The following is a 15,752-nucleotide window of genomic DNA, read 5'->3' on the forward strand; positions in this document are numbered from 1 at the left end:
GAGACGGGCCGCCCGCAACGGGCGGCGCCCCGACTACCGACGGGGCAGTGTTTTCGCGCGCCGGCAGCGTAGCCGAGGGCATGCCACGGCCGCATCCAAGAATGCCGCCCGTCCGTCAGAACGGCGGTGGCTCAGGGGCGATCGCGGGCTCTAGGGCGGCCACTGCTTCAGGGCGGCCGCGGCTTCAGGGGCGGCCGCGGCTCAGGGACCGGCGGTGGGCCGCCCGTGACATCGGCGCCGCCCCGGCGGTGACCGGGAGGCCGCCGTCGGCGAGCAGCCGGGCGATCGGCAGGGTGGCCGCGCCCATCGCGACCGCGTCGGGTCCCAGCTGGCAGAGATCGATCCGGGTCCGCGAGTACGGATGGCGCAGGGCATTGCGCGCGGCCGCGTCCCGAATGTCCGAAAGGAAGCGCTCTCCCAGTGGCAAGCCCGCCGGGCCGCCGAGCACGATGCGCTCGGGCGAGAAGAGGTTGACGAGTCCCGCGATCCCGGCGCCGAGGTAGCCGACCGTCTGCCGGATGACCTCCGCGACCCCCTCGTCCAGCTCCCCCTGCGCGGCCAGCACCCGGTTGAGCAGCTTCGGGTCGGGCTCCTGGCCGGTCACCTCGGCCAGCCGGGCGATCACCTTGCCCGAGCCGATGTACGCCTCCAGGCACCCCTTCGCACCGCACCGGCACACGTCCCCGTCGTACACCAGCGTGGTGTGGCCCCACTCGCCCGCGTTGCTGTGGGCGCCGCGGTAGCTCCGGCCGTCCACCACCACCGCGGCGCCGACGCCCGTACCGACCATGACGATGACCGCGTGCCGCGCCCCGCGGCCGGCGCCGAACCACATCTCGGCCTGGCCGACGGCCTTCGCGCCGTTCTCCACGAAGATCGGGACGTCGGTGCCGTCGCGCAGCATCCGCCCGAGCGGCACGCCGTCCCAGCCGGTCGTCTGGGAATGGACCACCGGCGCCTCCCCGCTCTGGTCGACCACGCCGGCGACGCCCACGCCGAAGCCGAGGACCTCGGACTTCTCGATGCCCGCCTCCGCGACGACCGCATCGAGCCCCTCAAGCAGCTTCTCCGCAGCCGACTCCGGATCAGCCCCGGCACCCGCGCCGCTCCCGCTCTCGAGCGGGAACTGGGCGAAGCCGAGGCGGGACATCGCCAGGTCGTACAGTTCGACCGTGACCCGGGACTCCCCCACGTCGGCCCCGGCGACGTAGCCGTAACCGGGCGCGACCCGCAGCAGCGCCCGCGGCCGGCCGCCGTCCGAGCCGACCAGGCCGGCCTCCTCGACCAGCCCTTCCTCGATCATCTCGCCGATGAGGTTGCTGACGCTGGCCTGGCTCAGCGCGGTGGTGTCACCGAGCTCCTGCCGGCTCTGCCGCCCGCCGTGGAAGAGGTCGGTGAGCAGGCTGGCCCGGTTCGCTCGGCGGACGTCCCGCACCGTCGTACGCCTGGTCTCCAACCCGCACCCGCCTCTACATCCGCCCGCGTCGACCCGCATTCAACGCTATGCCTTCACCATGATGTGCCAGACGCCGGGCGAAAACCACGCGCCGCATCCTCTACGGTCGGAGATCATGACGGACTATCGCGACGTCAACCGCGCCAACTGGGACGAACGGGCACCGGCCCACGCTGCCTCCGCCGGCTACGACGTGGCCGCCTTCGCCCGGGATCCGCGCCATCTGAGTGACGTCGTCACCTTCGACCGGCCGCTGCTCGGCGACATCGACGGGCTGCGCGGCATCCACCTGCAATGCCACATCGGCACGGACACCGTGTCGCTCGCCCGGCTGGGCGCGACCATGACCGGGCTCGACTTCTCCCCGGCGTCGCTCGCGGAGGCCCGCCGCCTCGCGGCGATCTCCGGCACCCCGGTCGGCTTCGTCGAATCCGACGAGCACACCACCACGCACTCGTGGAATCACGGCCTGGGTGAGATCGTGACCGCCCTGCTGGAGGCGGGCATGACGATCACCGGCCTCGTCGAGCACGACACGGTCCCCTGGGAGGCGCTGCCGGGCACGATGACCCGGGTCCCGGGCGGCGAGTGGCAGGTCAAGGACCGCCCGCGCCGGCTTCCGCACACCTACACGCTGCAGGCGGTGCGCACGGCCGTTTAGAGATCAACGGGTTCGGGGTATCTCGCGGGCCACTCCCCCACATCGTTTAGGAGCCCCCGATGCGCGCAGGATCGATCGGCGGAATCATCGTCATCATTTGGCTCGTGCTCGGCGCCGTCGCCGCGTTCGAGCGCGGCTACTTCAAGGACACCGGCGACACCAGTTGCGCCAAGGCCGGCACGGTCATCGTCACCGTGGTGGCAGGCCCGCTGAACTGGCTCGGTGTCAACCCGAAGATCAAGTGCGACATCCCCGAGCCGTCGAAGTAGGCGGCGCGGGTACAGCAGGCACCACCACGGGTCTCCAGCAGCGGGGATCGATCACGGTCCCCGCCACGGAGATGCTCTGCGGGTAGAGACGACACGCCCGCAGGGAGAGATCCATGACTCGTACCCGTACCCCACTCCTCACGTCCTTGGCCGCCGCCTGCTGCCTCGCGGTGACCGGCGCTTCGGCCGTTCCCGCCACTGCCGGCGGCGCGCATCCGGTGCAGCGCAGCCTCGACCGCCTGGTGAGCCAGGACGGCTTCCCGGGCGCACTCGCCTCGGTACGCCGGCCGGACGGCAGCATCCGCACGTACACCGCAGGCGTGTCGGATCTGCGTACCGGCGCCCCGGTTCCGGACGCCGGCAGGGTCCGGCTCGCCAGCAACACCAAGATGTTCACCGCGACCGTGATGCTCCAGCTGGTCGGCGAGGGCAAGGTCGCGCTGGACGAGCCGGTCGAGACGTACCTGCCCGGCATCGTGCGCGGTGACGGCATCGACGGGCGGCGGATCACCGTACGGCAACTCCTGCAGCAGACGAGCGGCCTGCCGGACTACGACGAGGAGCTGTTCAAGGACTTCGTCGCGGCCCTGCACACGTACCACGAGCCGTACGAGCTCCTCCGCGTGGCGTTCGCCGCGAAGCCGGAGTCGCAGCCGGGCGAGAAGTTCGCCTACAGCAACACGAACTACATCCTCGCCGGCCTCATCGCCCAGAAGGTCACCGGCCGCCCGATCGGCGAACTGATCACCCACCGGATCATCGAGCCGCTCGGCCTCCGCGACACCTACTGGCCGGGCGACGGCGAGCAGACCATCCGCGGCCCCCACCCGCACGGCTACTTCCCCGCCACGGACGGCAAGCCCGCCGTCGACATCACCACATCGGACCCGTCACCCGGGTGGTCCGCAGGTGCCCTCATCGGTACGCCGGCAGACCTGAACCGTTTCCTCACGGCCCTGCTGGGCGGGAGACTTCTCGCACCGGCCCAGCTGGCGGAGATGAAGAAGACGGTGGACGCGCCGGGCTTCGACACGGTCGGCGGATCCCGGTACGGCCTCGGCATCGCAACGTTCAAGTTGAGCTGCGGCGGATTCGCGTGGACACACGGCGGCATCGCGCCGGGTTACGTGACCGCGGACGGGGTCACGAACTCGGGGAAGGCGGCGACGGTGGCGGTGACGTCCCTGATCGCCACGGAGCAGGCGGCCCGGGACGTGGACGCGGCGCTGGACACCGCCCTCTGCAGGTAGGCGATCCACAGGGGACCGCCCATCAGCGGTCCCCTGTCCCACGTGAGGGCCGCCGCGGGGGCGCAGCCGCCGGCGCCGATCAGGCCGCACGGTCCATGCCGTAAGCGGTCGCCGTCCCGGCGCTTGTCAGGCCGCCCAGGGCGGGCTGATCTCAGACCCGTCGGGGAGCGTGGCCCGCAGCCCGACGCTGGTGGTCACCCACGCGGTGGCCTGCCCGCCGGACGTGTTGTCGATCGCGAACTCCGCCCCGGACGGCACGAAGGCGGCCTCCCCCGCCCGCACCGTGGCGGCCTCCCCGTCGATGGTCGTGGTCACCTCCCCGGAGAGCACGAGGACGACCTCCTCCCGACTGACCCGGTGCGGCACGCCCACCGTGCCGTCGGCAATCTCGAGCCGCCAGGCGCAGAGCTCCCGGCTCCCCCGCGACGGGCTCAGGAACGAATGGAACGTCGCGCCGTGCAGACAATGCGCCACCGCGTCGTGCTCACGAATCACAGTCATGATTTACCTCCCTTGATTTGGTCAAGCAGCTTGACTACATAGTCAACCAGCTTGACTTGTATGTCAAACTGATCGCGTGACCCTCCTCGACCTTCCGGTGCTGCTGTTGAGCGCCGCGCGAGCACTGGTGGACGGCATCGACGCCGGAGTACGCACTCGCGGCTTCACCGATCTGCGCCCGGCTCACGGCTTCGCCTTCGCACGCCTCTCCGGAACGGGAGCCACCGTGGTGCAGCTGGCGGAGCATCTGGACGTCACCAAGCAGGCAGCCAGCCAGATGGTGGAAGAACTAGCGAAGAAGGGCTATGTGGAACGGCGCCCGCACCCGACGGACGCCCGCGCCCGCCTGATCGTGCTCACGGAGAAGGGGCGGGCCTGCACCCGAGCCGCCGATGAGGCAGCGGAGGAGGTTCTGCGACCGTGGGCCAAGGAACTGGGCCCGGAACGCCTCATGGCACTCCGCCAGGACCTCTCCAAGCTCGCAACGCCCGGCCGGCTGCGCCCCACCTGGTGACCGCAACCGGCGCGGTGCGTCCGCCGGACCACCACCCACCCTGGCCCGCCCGCCCAGCCCACCTACCAGAACCACAGCGCGGCAGCCAGACCACCCACCGCACCGTGACCACGAAGCCCCGCCAGGCACCCAGCGACGAGCAAGCCACCACACACCCGCAGCGTAAAACCATGCAAGGTTGGGGGCCGGGGTGACCAAGACGGCATAAAAACGCTCCACAGCCGCCTTGGTCACCCCGGCCCCCAACCGTCCCACCGCAAGCAAACGTTCACAGCACACAGAGTCGGGATCAACTCGCGGTAACCAGATGGGGAGGCGGGGTCAGCCGCGCTCGATCAGGTGCCCGACGATCTGCGGACCCATCAGGACCGCCTCGCCCGAGCCGTCGCGGCGGCCGTCCGGATCCGGGAGGTCCACCGGGTCGCCGGTGGTGCTGGCGCCGACCGGGCGGGGCCCGACCCATGCGACCGCCAGCTGCGTCTCGCCCTTGAGGAAGCGTTGCACGCGGACGCCGCCGGTTGCGCGGCCCTTGGCCGGGTACGCCGCGAACGGGGTGACCTTGACCTGGGTGCCGGTGGACGTCACCACCATCGGCTCGCCGTGCTGTTCGTCCCTGGTGTCGATCGCGTTGAAGGACAGCACCTGCGCGTCGGCCGCCAGGTTGACGCCGGCCATGCCGCCGCCCTTGAGTCCCTGGGGGCGGACGAGTTTCGCCGGGAAGCGCAGCAGGGAGGCGTCGGAGGTGACGAAGACGAGGGCTTCCGCGCCGTCGGTCAGCCAGGTGGCCTGGATGACCTCGTCGTCGTCCTTGAGGGTGATGACCTCGAACTCGTCGGAGCGGACCGGCCATTCCGGGGCGCAGACCTTCACCACGCCGTGCCGGGTGCCGAGCGCGAGGCCCGGTGAGCCGTCGGCGTTCAGCGGGGCCAGGCCGACCACGCGTTCGCCCTTCTCCAGCGGGATCAGCTCGGAGGCCGACATGCCGCCGCGCAGGGAGACCGTGCCGGACTGTTCCGGCAGCACCGGCAGGGGCAGGACGTCGGTCTTGAAGGCGCGGCCCGCGCTGGTGATGAGCAGGACGCGGCCGCGGGCCGTCGAGTGGACCACCGCGCGGACGGCGTCGTGCTTGACGCGGCCGCTGCGGCGCCGGGCCTCCGTCGCCTCCTCGCTCTCCGCCGCGGTACGCGCGATGAGCCCGGTGGCCGAGAGGATGACCTGGCAGGGGTCGTCGGCGACCTCGAGCGGGCCGGCCGGGACGGACGCCGCCAGCACCTCCTTGAGGTCGCCGTCGATCAGCGTCGTACGCCGCGGCGTGGCGAACTCGGTCGCGACGGCGGCGAGCTCGTCGGAGACGACCTGGCGGAGCACGTCCTCGTTGTCGAGGATCCGGGAGAGCTCGGCGATCTCCTCGTTGAGCCGCTGCTGCTCGGTCTCCAGCTCGATGCGGTCGAAGCGGGTGAGCCGGCGCAGCGGGGTGTCCAGGATGTAGTTGGCCTGGATCTCGGTGAGGCCGAACTCGCTCATCAGGCTCGCCTTGGCGGCCGCCGCGTCGTCGCTGCCGCGGATGATCGCGACCACCCGGTCGATGTCGATGAGCGCGATGAGCAGGCCGTCGACGAGGTGCAGCCGCTCCTGCCGCTTGGTACGCCGGTGCGTGGTGCGCCGGGTGACCACCTCGTAGCGGTGCGCCAGGAACACCTCGAGGAGCTCCTTGAGCCCGAGCGTGCGGGGCTGGCCGCCGACGAGCACGAGGTTGTTGATGCCGAACGAGCTTTCCAGGGGCGTGAGCCGGTAGAGGTCGGCGAGCAGCGCCTGCGGGTTGACGCCGACCTTGCACTCGATGACGAGGCGGGTGCCGTGCTCGCGGTCGGTGAGGTCCTTGACGTCGGCGATGCCCTGCAGGCGGGCGGCCTGCCGTTGACCCTTGCGGGGGCCGGAGGTGATGAGCTTGCCCTTCACCTCGTCGGTGATCGCCTCGATGATCTTCTCGGTGCCCACGCCGTACGGCAGCTCGACGACCGTGATGGCCTGCCGGCCGCGGCCGCCCTCGAGGGGGCCGGTCTGGGCCCGGGCGCGCATGCGGACCACGCCACGGCCGGTCTCGTACGCCCGGCGCACCTCGTCCAGCCCGAGCAGCTGCCCGCCGGTGGGCAGGTCGGGGCCGGGCACGAAGCGCATGAGCGTGTCGAGGTCGGCCTCCGGGTCGGTGATGAGGTGCCGCGCCGCCGCGACGACCTCGCCGAGGTTGTGCGGGATCATGTTGGTGGCCATGCCGACCGCGATGCCCGAGGTGCCGTTGACGAGCAGGTTGGGGAACGCCGCGGGCAGCACCGTGGGCTCGCGCTCGGAGCCGTCGTAGTTGGGCTTGAAGTCGACCGTGCCCTCGCCGAGCTCGCCGACGAGCAGCATCGCCTCCCGCGACATCCGGGACTCGGTGTACCGCTCGGCGGCCGGGCCGTCGTCCGGGCTGCCGAAGTTGCCGTGCCCGTCGATCAGCGGGACGTTCAGCGAGAAGTCCTGGGCCAGGCGCACCATCGCGTCGTAGATCGCGAGATTGCCGTGCGGGTGGTACTTACCCATGCAGTCGCCGACGACGCGGGCCGACTTCACGTACGGGCGATCGGGGCGGTAGCCCTGCTCCTGCATCGACCAGAGGATGCGGCGGTGCACCGGCTTGAGGCCGTCGCGGGCGTCGGGCAACGCACGCGAGTGGATGACCGAGTATGCGTACTCCAGGTAGGAGTCCTCGACCTCGGTGGTGAGCGGGTTGTCGATGACGTGGGCGCCGGCCTGGTCGAAGGCCGACAGGTCCACCCGGGTCTGCTCGTTCTTGCGGCGTGCCATGTCTGTTGACCCGTCCCTCAGGCGTCGATCGTTTCCTGGTCGATCCGGCCGGCGGCCTCGATCAGCCAGTTCTTGCGGGGCTCGACCCGCTCCCCCATCAGCAGCTCCAGCGTGGCCTCGGCCCGCTCGACGTCCTCGAGCGTGATCCGCCGGACCGTACGGGTGGAGGGGTTCATCGTGGTGTCCCACAACTCGTCGGCGTCCATCTCGCCGAGGCCCTTGAACCGGGGCACCGGCTTGGACACGGTCCGGCCGGACCGCTCCAGCTTGGCGACGGTCGTCTCCATCTCCTGCTGGGTGTACGTGTACAGGGTCTCGGCGTTGCGGCCCTTGGTGCTCACCTTGTGCAGCGGCGGCATGGCCGCGAAGAGCCGGCCCGCCTCGATCACCGGGCGCATGTACTTGGCGAAGAGCGTGATGAGCAGCGTGCGGATGTGTGAGCCGTCGACGTCCGCGTCCGCCATGATCATGACGCGGCCGTAGCGCATGGCGCCGATGTCGAAGGTCCGGCCCGAGCCGGCGCCGAGCACCTGGACGATGGCCGAGCACTCCGCGTTGTCGAGGACCTGCTGCAGGCTGGCCTTCTGCACGTTGAGGATCTTGCCGCGGATCGGCAGCAGCGCCTGGTATTCCGAGCTGCGGGCCATCCGGGCGGTGCCGAGCGCGCTGTCACCCTCGACGATGTAGAGCTCGCTGCGGTTGATGCCGGTGGAGCGGCAGTCGACCAGCTTGGGCGGCATCGAGGCGCCCTCGAGCGCGGTCTTGCGCCGGGCCGCGTCCTTCTGCTGCTTCTGGGTGAGCCGCACGCGCGCGGCGTCGACCACCTTCTGCAGGACCGTGCGGGCCTCGCTCTTGGTGCGCCGGTCGTCGATCCACTGCTTGAGGTGCTGCTCGACCAGGCCCTGCAGGACCCGGGTGATGCCGGCGGTGGAGAGCTCGTCCTTGGTCTGCGAGGTGAACTGCGGCTCGGGCACCCGGACGTGGATGACCGCGGTCAGGCCCTCCAGGTAGTCGTCCAGGACCGGGGCGTCCTCCTTGGGCTTGAGCAGGCCGCGGGCGTTGCGGACGGCCTCGCTCATGGCCCGCACCATGGCCCGCTCGAAACCCTTATGGTGGGTGCCACCGTGCATGTTGCGGATCGTGTTGGTGAAGCACTCGACCGTACGGTCGTAGCCGGTGCCCCAGCGGAACGCGACCTCGACCTGGGCCCGCCGCTCGACGTTGGACTGCATCACGCCGTTGGCGTCGGCGGCGTTCTCCTTGTAGGTGCCCTCACCGGTGACCATGAGGATGCCCGAGACCGGCTTGTCGCCCGCCGGAGTGAGGAACTCGACCATGTCGCCGAGCCCGTTCGGGAAGTGGAAGGTCTCCTCGGCCGGCGCCTCGCCGGTGAGGTCGCGCAGCACGTACGCGACGCCGGGCACGAGGAACGCGGTGTTGCGCAGCTTGGCCCGCACGATGTCGGTGTCCAGCCGCGCGCCGGTCTCGAAGTAGCGGGCGTCGTACCAGTAGCGGATGGAGGTGCCGGACCGCTCGCCGCGCTTCATCTTGCGGACGACGCGCAGCCCGGACTCGGCGTGGAACTTCGCCGTCGGGCCGTCGGCGGAGAACACGCCGGGGACGCCGCGCTGGAAGGAGAGCTCGTGCACCTTGCCGTCGCGCTTGACGGTGACGTCGAAGCGCAACGACAACGCGTTGACAGCGGAAGCGCCGACGCCGTGCAGGCCGCCGGAGGTCTTGTAGCCGGAGCCGCCGAACTTGCCGCCCGCATGCAGCCGGGTGAGCACCAGCTCGACGCCGTTGAGGCCGGACTTGGCGTTGATGTCGGTGGGGATGCCGCGCCCGTCGTCGTCGACCTGGACCGAGCCGTCGGCGTGCAGGATCACCGTGACGTGCTCGGCGTGGCCGGCCACGCCCTCGTCGGTGGCGTTGTCGATGATCTCGTTGGCGAGGTGGTTGACGCCGCGGCTGTCGGTCGAGCCGATGTACATGCCGGGCCGCTTGCGCACCGCGTCGAGACCCTCGAGGTGCGTGAGGTCGTCGGCCCCGTACAGGATCTCCTGTTGCGCAGTCACGAGGTCCTACTCCTCCAGCAGTGGCAGCCGTCAACGACGCGGCGAGCCTACCGGGGAGGTACGACGAGTTCCGTGAGGCCGACCGGGCACGCCCCTGCGAAGAGTGGCACGAAGGGGACGAATGCTACTCGTCGTGAGCCATGACACGGTTGCGGCCGGCCTGTTTGGCCTCGTACAGGCCCGCGTCGGCGCGTCCGAGCAGGGCGTCCGGGGTGGTGTCCGAGGGCCGCAGGCGGGCCAGGCCCACGCTGATCGTGACCGGGATCGGCCCCGTACGCGTGTCCACCGGCGTGTTGTCGAGCGCCGCCCGCAGCTTCTCCGCGAGCGCGGGGCCGTCCTCGCGGACGCCGGGCAGCAGCACGGCGAACTCCTCACCGCCGTACCGGGCGACGAGGCCGTCCGGCGGCAGGCAGGAGAGCAGCCGGGCGACGACCGAGCAGATGACGTCGTCGCCGGTCTGGTGGCCGTACGCGTCATTGATCCGCTTGAAGTGGTCGATGTCGATCATCAGGGCGGTGACCGGGCTCCCGGCCTCCCGGGCGGCGGCCAGGGACCGCTCGGCAAGCTCGAAGAACCGCCGCCGGTTGGCCACCCCGGTGAGGCTGTCCGTGGTCGCGAGCTCGTTGATCCGGCTGAACAGCCGCGCGTTGTCGTACGCGACCATGCCCTGCCCGACCAGCGCCGCAGCGACACCGAGGTCGGCGGCGGCGTACGCGTGCGGCCGCCCGGAGGCGAGCACGAGCACGCCCACCGTGCCCTCCCGGTCGTCGAGCGTGACGGTCAGCCAGCTGCCGCCGGTGTAGTCGCCGAGCGTGGCCGCCCAGGACGGCGTACCCGCGATGAGGTCGGCCTGCCGCGTGCCGAGCAGCGCGCGCAGTTCCGGGTGGTCGTCCTGGCGCAGGGTGAACGCACCGGCGGCGTCGCTGAGCACGGTGATCTCGTCGGACGACGGGGCGCCCAGCAGCAGCCAGCCGCGCTCGGCGCCGGGCGTCTGGCGCGCGGTGAGCAGCAGCCGGCGCAGCACCAGCTCCGGGTCGAGGGTGCCGCTGAGCCGTGCCATCGCCCGGCGCAGCGTCTCGGCGAGGTCGCGCTGGCGGTTGGCGGCGGCCACCGCGACCTCGAGCTGGGCGGCCCGCGCCGTCTCCAGGCCGACCGCGATGTGGTGGGTGATGGCGGTCAGCACGTCGGCGTCGTCGACGGTGAAGACGCCCTTGGCGACGCGGCTGTCCAGGTAGACCACGCCCAGGAGGCGGTCGTCCAGCTCCAGCGGGGCGACCAGGATGCTGCGGAGGCCGTACTGCACGACGCTCACCGCGCCCAGGGCGGCGCCCTCCTCCGTGCCGGTGACCACGAGCGGCTCGCGGCTGTGCCGGACGCGGTCCACCACGGTGATGCTGTAGCCGGCGAGTTCGGCGAGGTCGTTCCCGCCGGCGTCGCGGCCCACGAACGGGGCCAGCACACCGGTGTCGGCGTCCACGAGGAACAGCAGGGCGCGCTCGGCGCCGAGCAGCCGTACGGTCTCGTCGAGGGCGATCCGGGTGAGCCGGTCCGGGTCGATGACCCGCGACGCGGCGTTGCTGAGCTGCTCGAGCGCGGCCCAGCGCTGCCCGGCGCGGCCGCGGGCGGCGACGACCGGGACCCGGTTGCGCCGGCCGGCGTCGAGCCGGAACTCCGCGGCGATCCGGCGGGCCCGGTGCGGCCAGCCGCGGTCCTCGGCGATGCCGGCGGCCATCCGGGCTTGGCGGTCCGCCTCGCCGGCCACGCCGAGGAGGGCAAGTGCGCGGGCCCGCACGAGAGCGGCCTCGAACGACGGCAACGGGGCGTCCACCGTACGCAAAAGCTTCTCTGCCTTGGTCAGGATGTCGAGCGCGGCCTCGGCGTGGCCCGGCTTCAGAACGGCGAGGGCGGCCTTCGCCACCCGGTGGTGGGCCGCGACCAGCGGCCGCTTGGTCACCTGGCCGAGGGTGCCGACGGCGGCCTCGGCGGCGGCGAGCGCCCGGTCGAAGTCGGCCGGCGCGGCGCGGCGGGCCTGCTCGATCCGGCCGTACGCGCGGTAGACGAAGTACGAGTGCTGAGCGGGCAGCAGGTCGAGCGGGCGCAGTCCGAGCCCGTCGAACTCCGCGACGGCGTCGTCGAAGGCGCTGCCCAGGTCGTCGCGCTCGATGGCGGAGAGCATCCGGGCGACGATCATGTCGACGATCTGGTGGATCTCCTTGGTGTCTCCGGCCCGGCCGAGGGTTGCGATCGCCTCGCCGGCGCGGCCCCGCATGGCGAGCATGCCCGCGTCGATCGCCACCATGGCGCTGCGGTTGGCCTGCCCGGCCGCGTCGAGCCACCGCTGCCGGCCGGGGGCGGCGGCCTCGGCCTCGGTGATCTCGCCGCGCAGCAGCCAGTCCCAGCCCAGGACGGCGTAGCAGTCGATGATCAGTCCGACGTCGAGGAAGCGGTCGCGCTCCATCAGCACCCGGCGGACCCGTTCCCCGGAGTCGGCGCCGCTGCCGTGCACGGCGATCGCCGTCATCCAGTCGATCCGGGCCACCAGGGTCGGGTCGCCCAGCTCCGTGGCCACCCGCGACGAGGTCGTGGTGATCCTGTCGGAGAGCCGCTGCAGGCCCGCCATCCGCAGCACCATGGTGAGCGCGACCAGGTCGCGGGCGCGTTCCGGGGACCGGCCCAGCCGGTTGATCGGGTACACCATGCGCAGCGCGTGGTAGAGCGAGCCGGCCGGTCGCAGCTTCCGGATGCTGCCGGAAGCGCCGTAGTGGTGCAGCGTCGCCTCCAGCTGCAGCAGATCGCGCCGCTCGCCCTTGGCGGTGCCGTAGCCGAGCCGGGTGATCCGGGTGAGGCAGCCGAGGACGAAGAACCACAGGCCGGAGAGCGCCCGGAGCAGCGGGTTGGCGGGCAACGGCCGCCCGAGCTCGGCCAGTCCCTGCTCGACGGCCCGCAGCTGCGCGGCGCCGCCCCAGTTGCTCTCGTGGACGAGGGCCTGGAGCAGGTGGATGCGGGTCCGCTCGATGCGGCCGGTGGCCTGCGCCAGCGCCTCGTCGAGCGTGGACAGGGCCTCGTCGAAGCGTCCGTTCTGGTGGTACGCCGTACCCAGCAGCTGCAGGAAGGCACTGTCGAGGGGCAGTCCGGTGTCCCGGGCGGACTCGAGGAAGGTCAGCGCGGTGTCCGGGGCGTGTTCGGCGAGCGCGCGGGCGCCCGCGGCGGTGCAGGCGCGCAGCACCCGGGCCGGCTCGAGGCCGGGGTGGCCCAGGGCGTAGTGCCGGGCGAGGGCGTACACGTCGGGGTCGGGGCGGCGGTCGAGGACGTCGGCGATGCGCTGGTGCACGTCGCGGACCTCGTCCTCGTCGAGCTCGGCGAGCAGCGCCACCCGGATGCTGTCGTGCAGGAAACGGTACGGCCCGTCGCCGTGCGCGATGAGGCCATGACGGCCGGCGTCGGAGAGGACGTCGATCACCCGATGGCGGTCCACTCCGGCGGCCTCGGCGACGATGCCCGGGGTGAAGGACGTCCCGACGACGGCCGCGATGCCGAGCAGGCGGCGGCTCTCCCGGTCGAGGGCGCCCATGCGATGCAGGACCAGCTGGGCGGAGTCCGAGGGCAGCGCGAGGTCGCGTACGCCTTCCGAGTCGACCTGCCAGGACCCCCAGTCGGGTGACAGCAGGCCGGCGTCCATCACGGCCCGGGCGTAGGCGAGCGTCACGAAAGGGTTGCCGCCGGTCAGCATGGTGATGGCGGTGGCGCTGTGCTCGTGCACCCGCATGCCGCCGGACAACGACGAGATCAGAACGGCGACGTCCTCCCACGTCAGCGGCGGCACCGGGAGGTCCGTGACCCGGCCGGCGTCGAGGCGCACGGGAAGTGCCGGCTCACGCCCGGTCGTGACCACCAGCATCGGTACGCCCGACACCCCGGCGGCGAGCTGCTCGAGGACCCGGAGGGTGCCGTCGTCGAACCACTGCGCGTCGTCGAGGTGCAGCAGCACCGGGCCGGCCGCGCGGGTCAGGCCGGTGAGCAGGTCGGCGACGGCGGCGGCGTGCCGCCCGAGGCCGATCTCCCCCGCCACCCCGGGCACCCCGAGGACGTCCGCGAGGGCCGGCGACAGGCTGGTGACCAGGCCCGCGCTCTGTCCGGCCGCGGCCCGCAGGGTGGCCGCCGCGGCGGCGCGCCCGCCGGGGCGCTTGAGCAGACCCTTCACGAACGCGTCGACGGCCGCGCGCAGCGGGGCCATCGGCCGACGGTCGCTGGAGGAGGCGCCACCGCGCAATACCACGCCACCGGCGTCGCGCACCAGGGCGTCGAGCTCGGCCGCCAGCCGGGTCTTGCCCGAGCCGGTGGGCCCGTGCAGCAGCACGACCCCGCCTCGGCCCGACGTCGCCTCGGTCCAGCATTCACGGAGCGTGTCCAGCTCGGCGTCACGGCCCGTGAGAGGCGCCTCGATCGACACGGTCGGCCCGTCGTGCTCGCCGAGCGGGAAGACCGCAGCCGGGTCCGCACCGAGCAGACGCAGGTCGGCGAGCAGGCCGGCAGCGCTCTGGTAGCGGTCGTCCGGGTCCTTGGCCAGCAGCCGGACGATGATCGCCGCGAGGGTGAGGCCGAGACCCGGGGACAGGGCCCGCGGATCCGGTACGGGCGCCGTGGCGTGCAGGTGCAGCAGCTCGCCGACGTCGTCCGCGGCGAACGGCGGCGCCCCGGTGACGCACTCGAACAGCACCGCACCCAGGGCGTACAGGTCGGAGCGGGTGTCGACGGGCCGGTTGAGCATGCCGGTCTGCTCGGGGGCGCTGTACGTCAGCGTCCCGGCGATCGCGTCGTCCGGCCCGAGTCCGGCGCCGGTGGCGGCAGCAGCGAGCCCGAAGTCGACCAGGTGGGCGGCCCCGGCGCTGCTGATCATGATGTTCTCGGGCTTGACGTCGCGGTGCACGAGGTGGTGCTCGTGGGCGGCGCGCAGGGCGGCGGCGACGTCGGCGCCGATCGAGACCGCGTGCCGCTCACGGACCGGGCCTCGCAGCAGCCGGCGCGCCAGGGACTCGCCCTCCACGAGGTCCATGACCACGTACGGGCGGCCCCCGGCCTCGCCGGCCTTGTGCACCCTCGGCACGTTCGGGCTGTCGACCGAGGCAAGTAGCGCTGCCTGGCGGCGGAACTCGCGCAGACCCTCCGGGTGCGGCTCGTCCAGCAGCATCTTCAGGGCGTACTGGGTGCCGCCCCGCCGTACCCGGTATACGACCGCCTGAGCGCCGCGTCCGAGTTCGCCCAGCACTTCGAGCCCGGCGGCGTCGCCGAGCTCTGATTGCACCGCAGCCGGTTCTGCCGGCACGGAAGGCGAGGCACCCACGGTGTTTTTATCGGCGTTTCCGGCGCCCGCTGAAGGATTGTCATCCGCATGGCTGGAGGTCGCGGGCCCGTACGGGGGTGGTCTGCGGGTGCAGAGCGCGCCAGAGTTCGACCGGCGCCGCCTTGCCGGCCACCGAGACCGGAGGCAGCTCCTGGTAGGCGACGGCGTCCTCGGAGGCGAGCTGGGTCGCCGCGCACACCACCACCGTGTCGTGGGGTGCGTACGCCTGCAGCCGCGACGCCGTGGCCACAACACTCCCGCTGACCATGCCGTACCCGCCGTCCCGGGCCGCGTCGAGGTCGACGATCGCGTCGCCGGTGGCGAGTCCGACCCTGGTCCGTACCGGGAAGCGCCCGGCCAGAAGACGCCCCCGCAGCGCCTCCTGAACCCCGAGCCCGGCCTGGACCGCCGCGGTGGCGGCGCAGCCGGCCTCGTCCGGCGCGCCGGCTCCGGGGCCGCTCACGCCGAAGACCGCCATGACCGCGTCCCCGATGAACTTCTCGACGACTCCACCCGCGGCCCGGACCACCGCCGAGACGGTCCGGAAGTAGTCGACCTGCAGATCCCGCACGTCGGCACAATCCAGTTCGTCGACGAGGCTGGTGAAGCCGACTATGTCGACGAAAAGCACCGTCACTGTCTGTCGCCGGCATCTGACGCCGGCGGACACCGAGTTCATGTCCCACGCTCCCTTCGCTGCGTTGGCGAAGAGAACGGTGCCAGGCGGGTACAAGACAGCGGATCAGCAGAATGACGTATCTATGACAGCTGCCGTGTCGTCGGTTATTTGTGACGCAGAACAGTCCGAACCGACGAGAACGTCATAGCCCCCCGCCTACTA

Annotated in this window: 10 protein-coding genes; 4 read left to right on the plus strand and 6 right to left on the minus strand. The window is 72.0% G+C overall.

All coding sequences use genetic code 11. From position 1 onward, the window contains the following. Positions 1-184: 184 nt before the first annotated feature. On the minus strand, positions 185-1,435 hold the full coding sequence (locus AB0368_RS15435) for an ROK family transcriptional regulator (RefSeq protein WP_366154503.1): 1,251 nt from the start codon (positions 1,433-1,435) through the stop codon (positions 185-187). Positions 1,436-1,571: 136 nt separating this feature from the next. Here AB0368_RS15435 and AB0368_RS15440 point away from each other — a divergent pair, with 136 nt between their 5' ends. The 3 genes from AB0368_RS15440 (at position 1,572) to AB0368_RS15450 (ending at position 3,636) form a co-directional block, all read left to right on the plus strand. Then, on the plus strand, positions 1,572-2,117 hold the full coding sequence (locus tag AB0368_RS15440; protein WP_366154504.1) for a class I SAM-dependent methyltransferase: 546 nt from the start codon (positions 1,572-1,574) through the stop codon (positions 2,115-2,117). Positions 2,118-2,176: 59 nt separating this feature from the next. Then, positions 2,177-2,386, plus strand: coding sequence for a hypothetical protein (locus AB0368_RS15445; protein WP_366154505.1), 210 nt, complete (start codon positions 2,177-2,179; stop codon positions 2,384-2,386). A 113-nt stretch (positions 2,387-2,499) separates the two neighbouring features. After that, positions 2,500-3,636, plus strand: a complete 1,137-nt coding sequence (locus AB0368_RS15450; protein WP_366154506.1) for a serine hydrolase domain-containing protein — start codon at positions 2,500-2,502, stop codon at positions 3,634-3,636. Between the two features lie 126 nt (positions 3,637-3,762). Here the strand turns inward: AB0368_RS15450 and AB0368_RS15455 are convergent, their stop codons facing one another. Next, positions 3,763-4,137 (minus strand): cupin domain-containing protein, encoded by a 375-nt coding sequence (locus AB0368_RS15455; protein ID WP_366154507.1) that lies wholly within the window; start codon positions 4,135-4,137, stop codon positions 3,763-3,765. A gap of 76 nt (positions 4,138-4,213) precedes the next feature. On the opposite strand from AB0368_RS15455, the gene AB0368_RS15460 reads away from it, so the two are divergent. Next, a complete protein-coding gene (locus tag AB0368_RS15460) occupies positions 4,214-4,651 on the plus strand; it encodes a MarR family transcriptional regulator (RefSeq protein WP_366154508.1) in 438 nt (145 codons plus the stop codon). A 321-nt stretch (positions 4,652-4,972) separates the two neighbouring features. On the opposite strand, the gene AB0368_RS15465 is transcribed toward AB0368_RS15460, so the two are convergent. The 4 genes from AB0368_RS15465 to AB0368_RS15480 all read right to left on the minus strand — a co-directional run bounded on the left by AB0368_RS15465 (position 4,973) and on the right by AB0368_RS15480 (position 15,590). Further along, the gene (locus AB0368_RS15465) at positions 4,973-7,495 is read right to left on the minus strand and encodes a DNA topoisomerase IV subunit A (protein WP_366154509.1); all 2,523 of its coding nucleotides are present in this window, start codon (positions 7,493-7,495) and stop codon (positions 4,973-4,975) included. Positions 7,496-7,512: 17 nt separating this feature from the next. After that, the gene (locus AB0368_RS15470; protein ID WP_366154510.1) at positions 7,513-9,570 is read right to left on the minus strand and encodes a DNA topoisomerase IV subunit B; all 2,058 of its coding nucleotides are present in this window, start codon (positions 9,568-9,570) and stop codon (positions 7,513-7,515) included. A gap of 124 nt (positions 9,571-9,694) precedes the next feature. Further along, positions 9,695-14,893, minus strand: coding sequence for a diguanylate cyclase (locus AB0368_RS15475; protein ID WP_366154511.1), 5,199 nt, complete (start codon positions 14,891-14,893; stop codon positions 9,695-9,697). Between the two features lie 58 nt (positions 14,894-14,951). Beyond that, positions 14,952-15,590, minus strand: a complete 639-nt coding sequence (locus AB0368_RS15480) for an adenylate/guanylate cyclase domain-containing protein (RefSeq protein ID WP_366154512.1) — start codon at positions 15,588-15,590, stop codon at positions 14,952-14,954. Positions 15,591-15,752: the final 162 nt, after the last annotated feature.

This window comes from Actinoplanes sp. NPDC051475 (assembly GCF_040689425.1).
Classification (GTDB): Bacteria; Actinomycetota; Actinomycetes; order Mycobacteriales; family Micromonosporaceae; genus Actinoplanes.

What these genes read in the sequence shown, in the direction of transcription:
- AB0368_RS15440 (WP_366154504.1), top strand. Translation starts at nt 1,572, where the DNA reads ATGACGGACTATCGCGACGTCAACCGCGCCAACTGGGACGAACGGGCA.
- AB0368_RS15445 (WP_366154505.1), top strand. Translation starts at nt 2,177, where the DNA reads ATGCGCGCAGGATCGATCGGCGGAATCATCGTCATCATTTGGCTCGTG.
- AB0368_RS15450 (WP_366154506.1), top strand. Translation starts at nt 2,500, where the DNA reads ATGACTCGTACCCGTACCCCACTCCTCACGTCCTTGGCCGCCGCCTGC.
- AB0368_RS15455 (WP_366154507.1), bottom strand. Translation starts at nt 4,137, where the DNA reads ATGACTGTGATTCGTGAGCACGACGCGGTGGCGCATTGTCTGCACGGC.
- AB0368_RS15465 (WP_366154509.1), bottom strand. Translation starts at nt 7,495, where the DNA reads ATGGCACGCCGCAAGAACGAGCAGACCCGGGTGGACCTGTCGGCCTTC.
- AB0368_RS15480 (WP_366154512.1), bottom strand. Translation starts at nt 15,590, where the DNA reads ATGAACTCGGTGTCCGCCGGCGTCAGATGCCGGCGACAGACAGTGACG.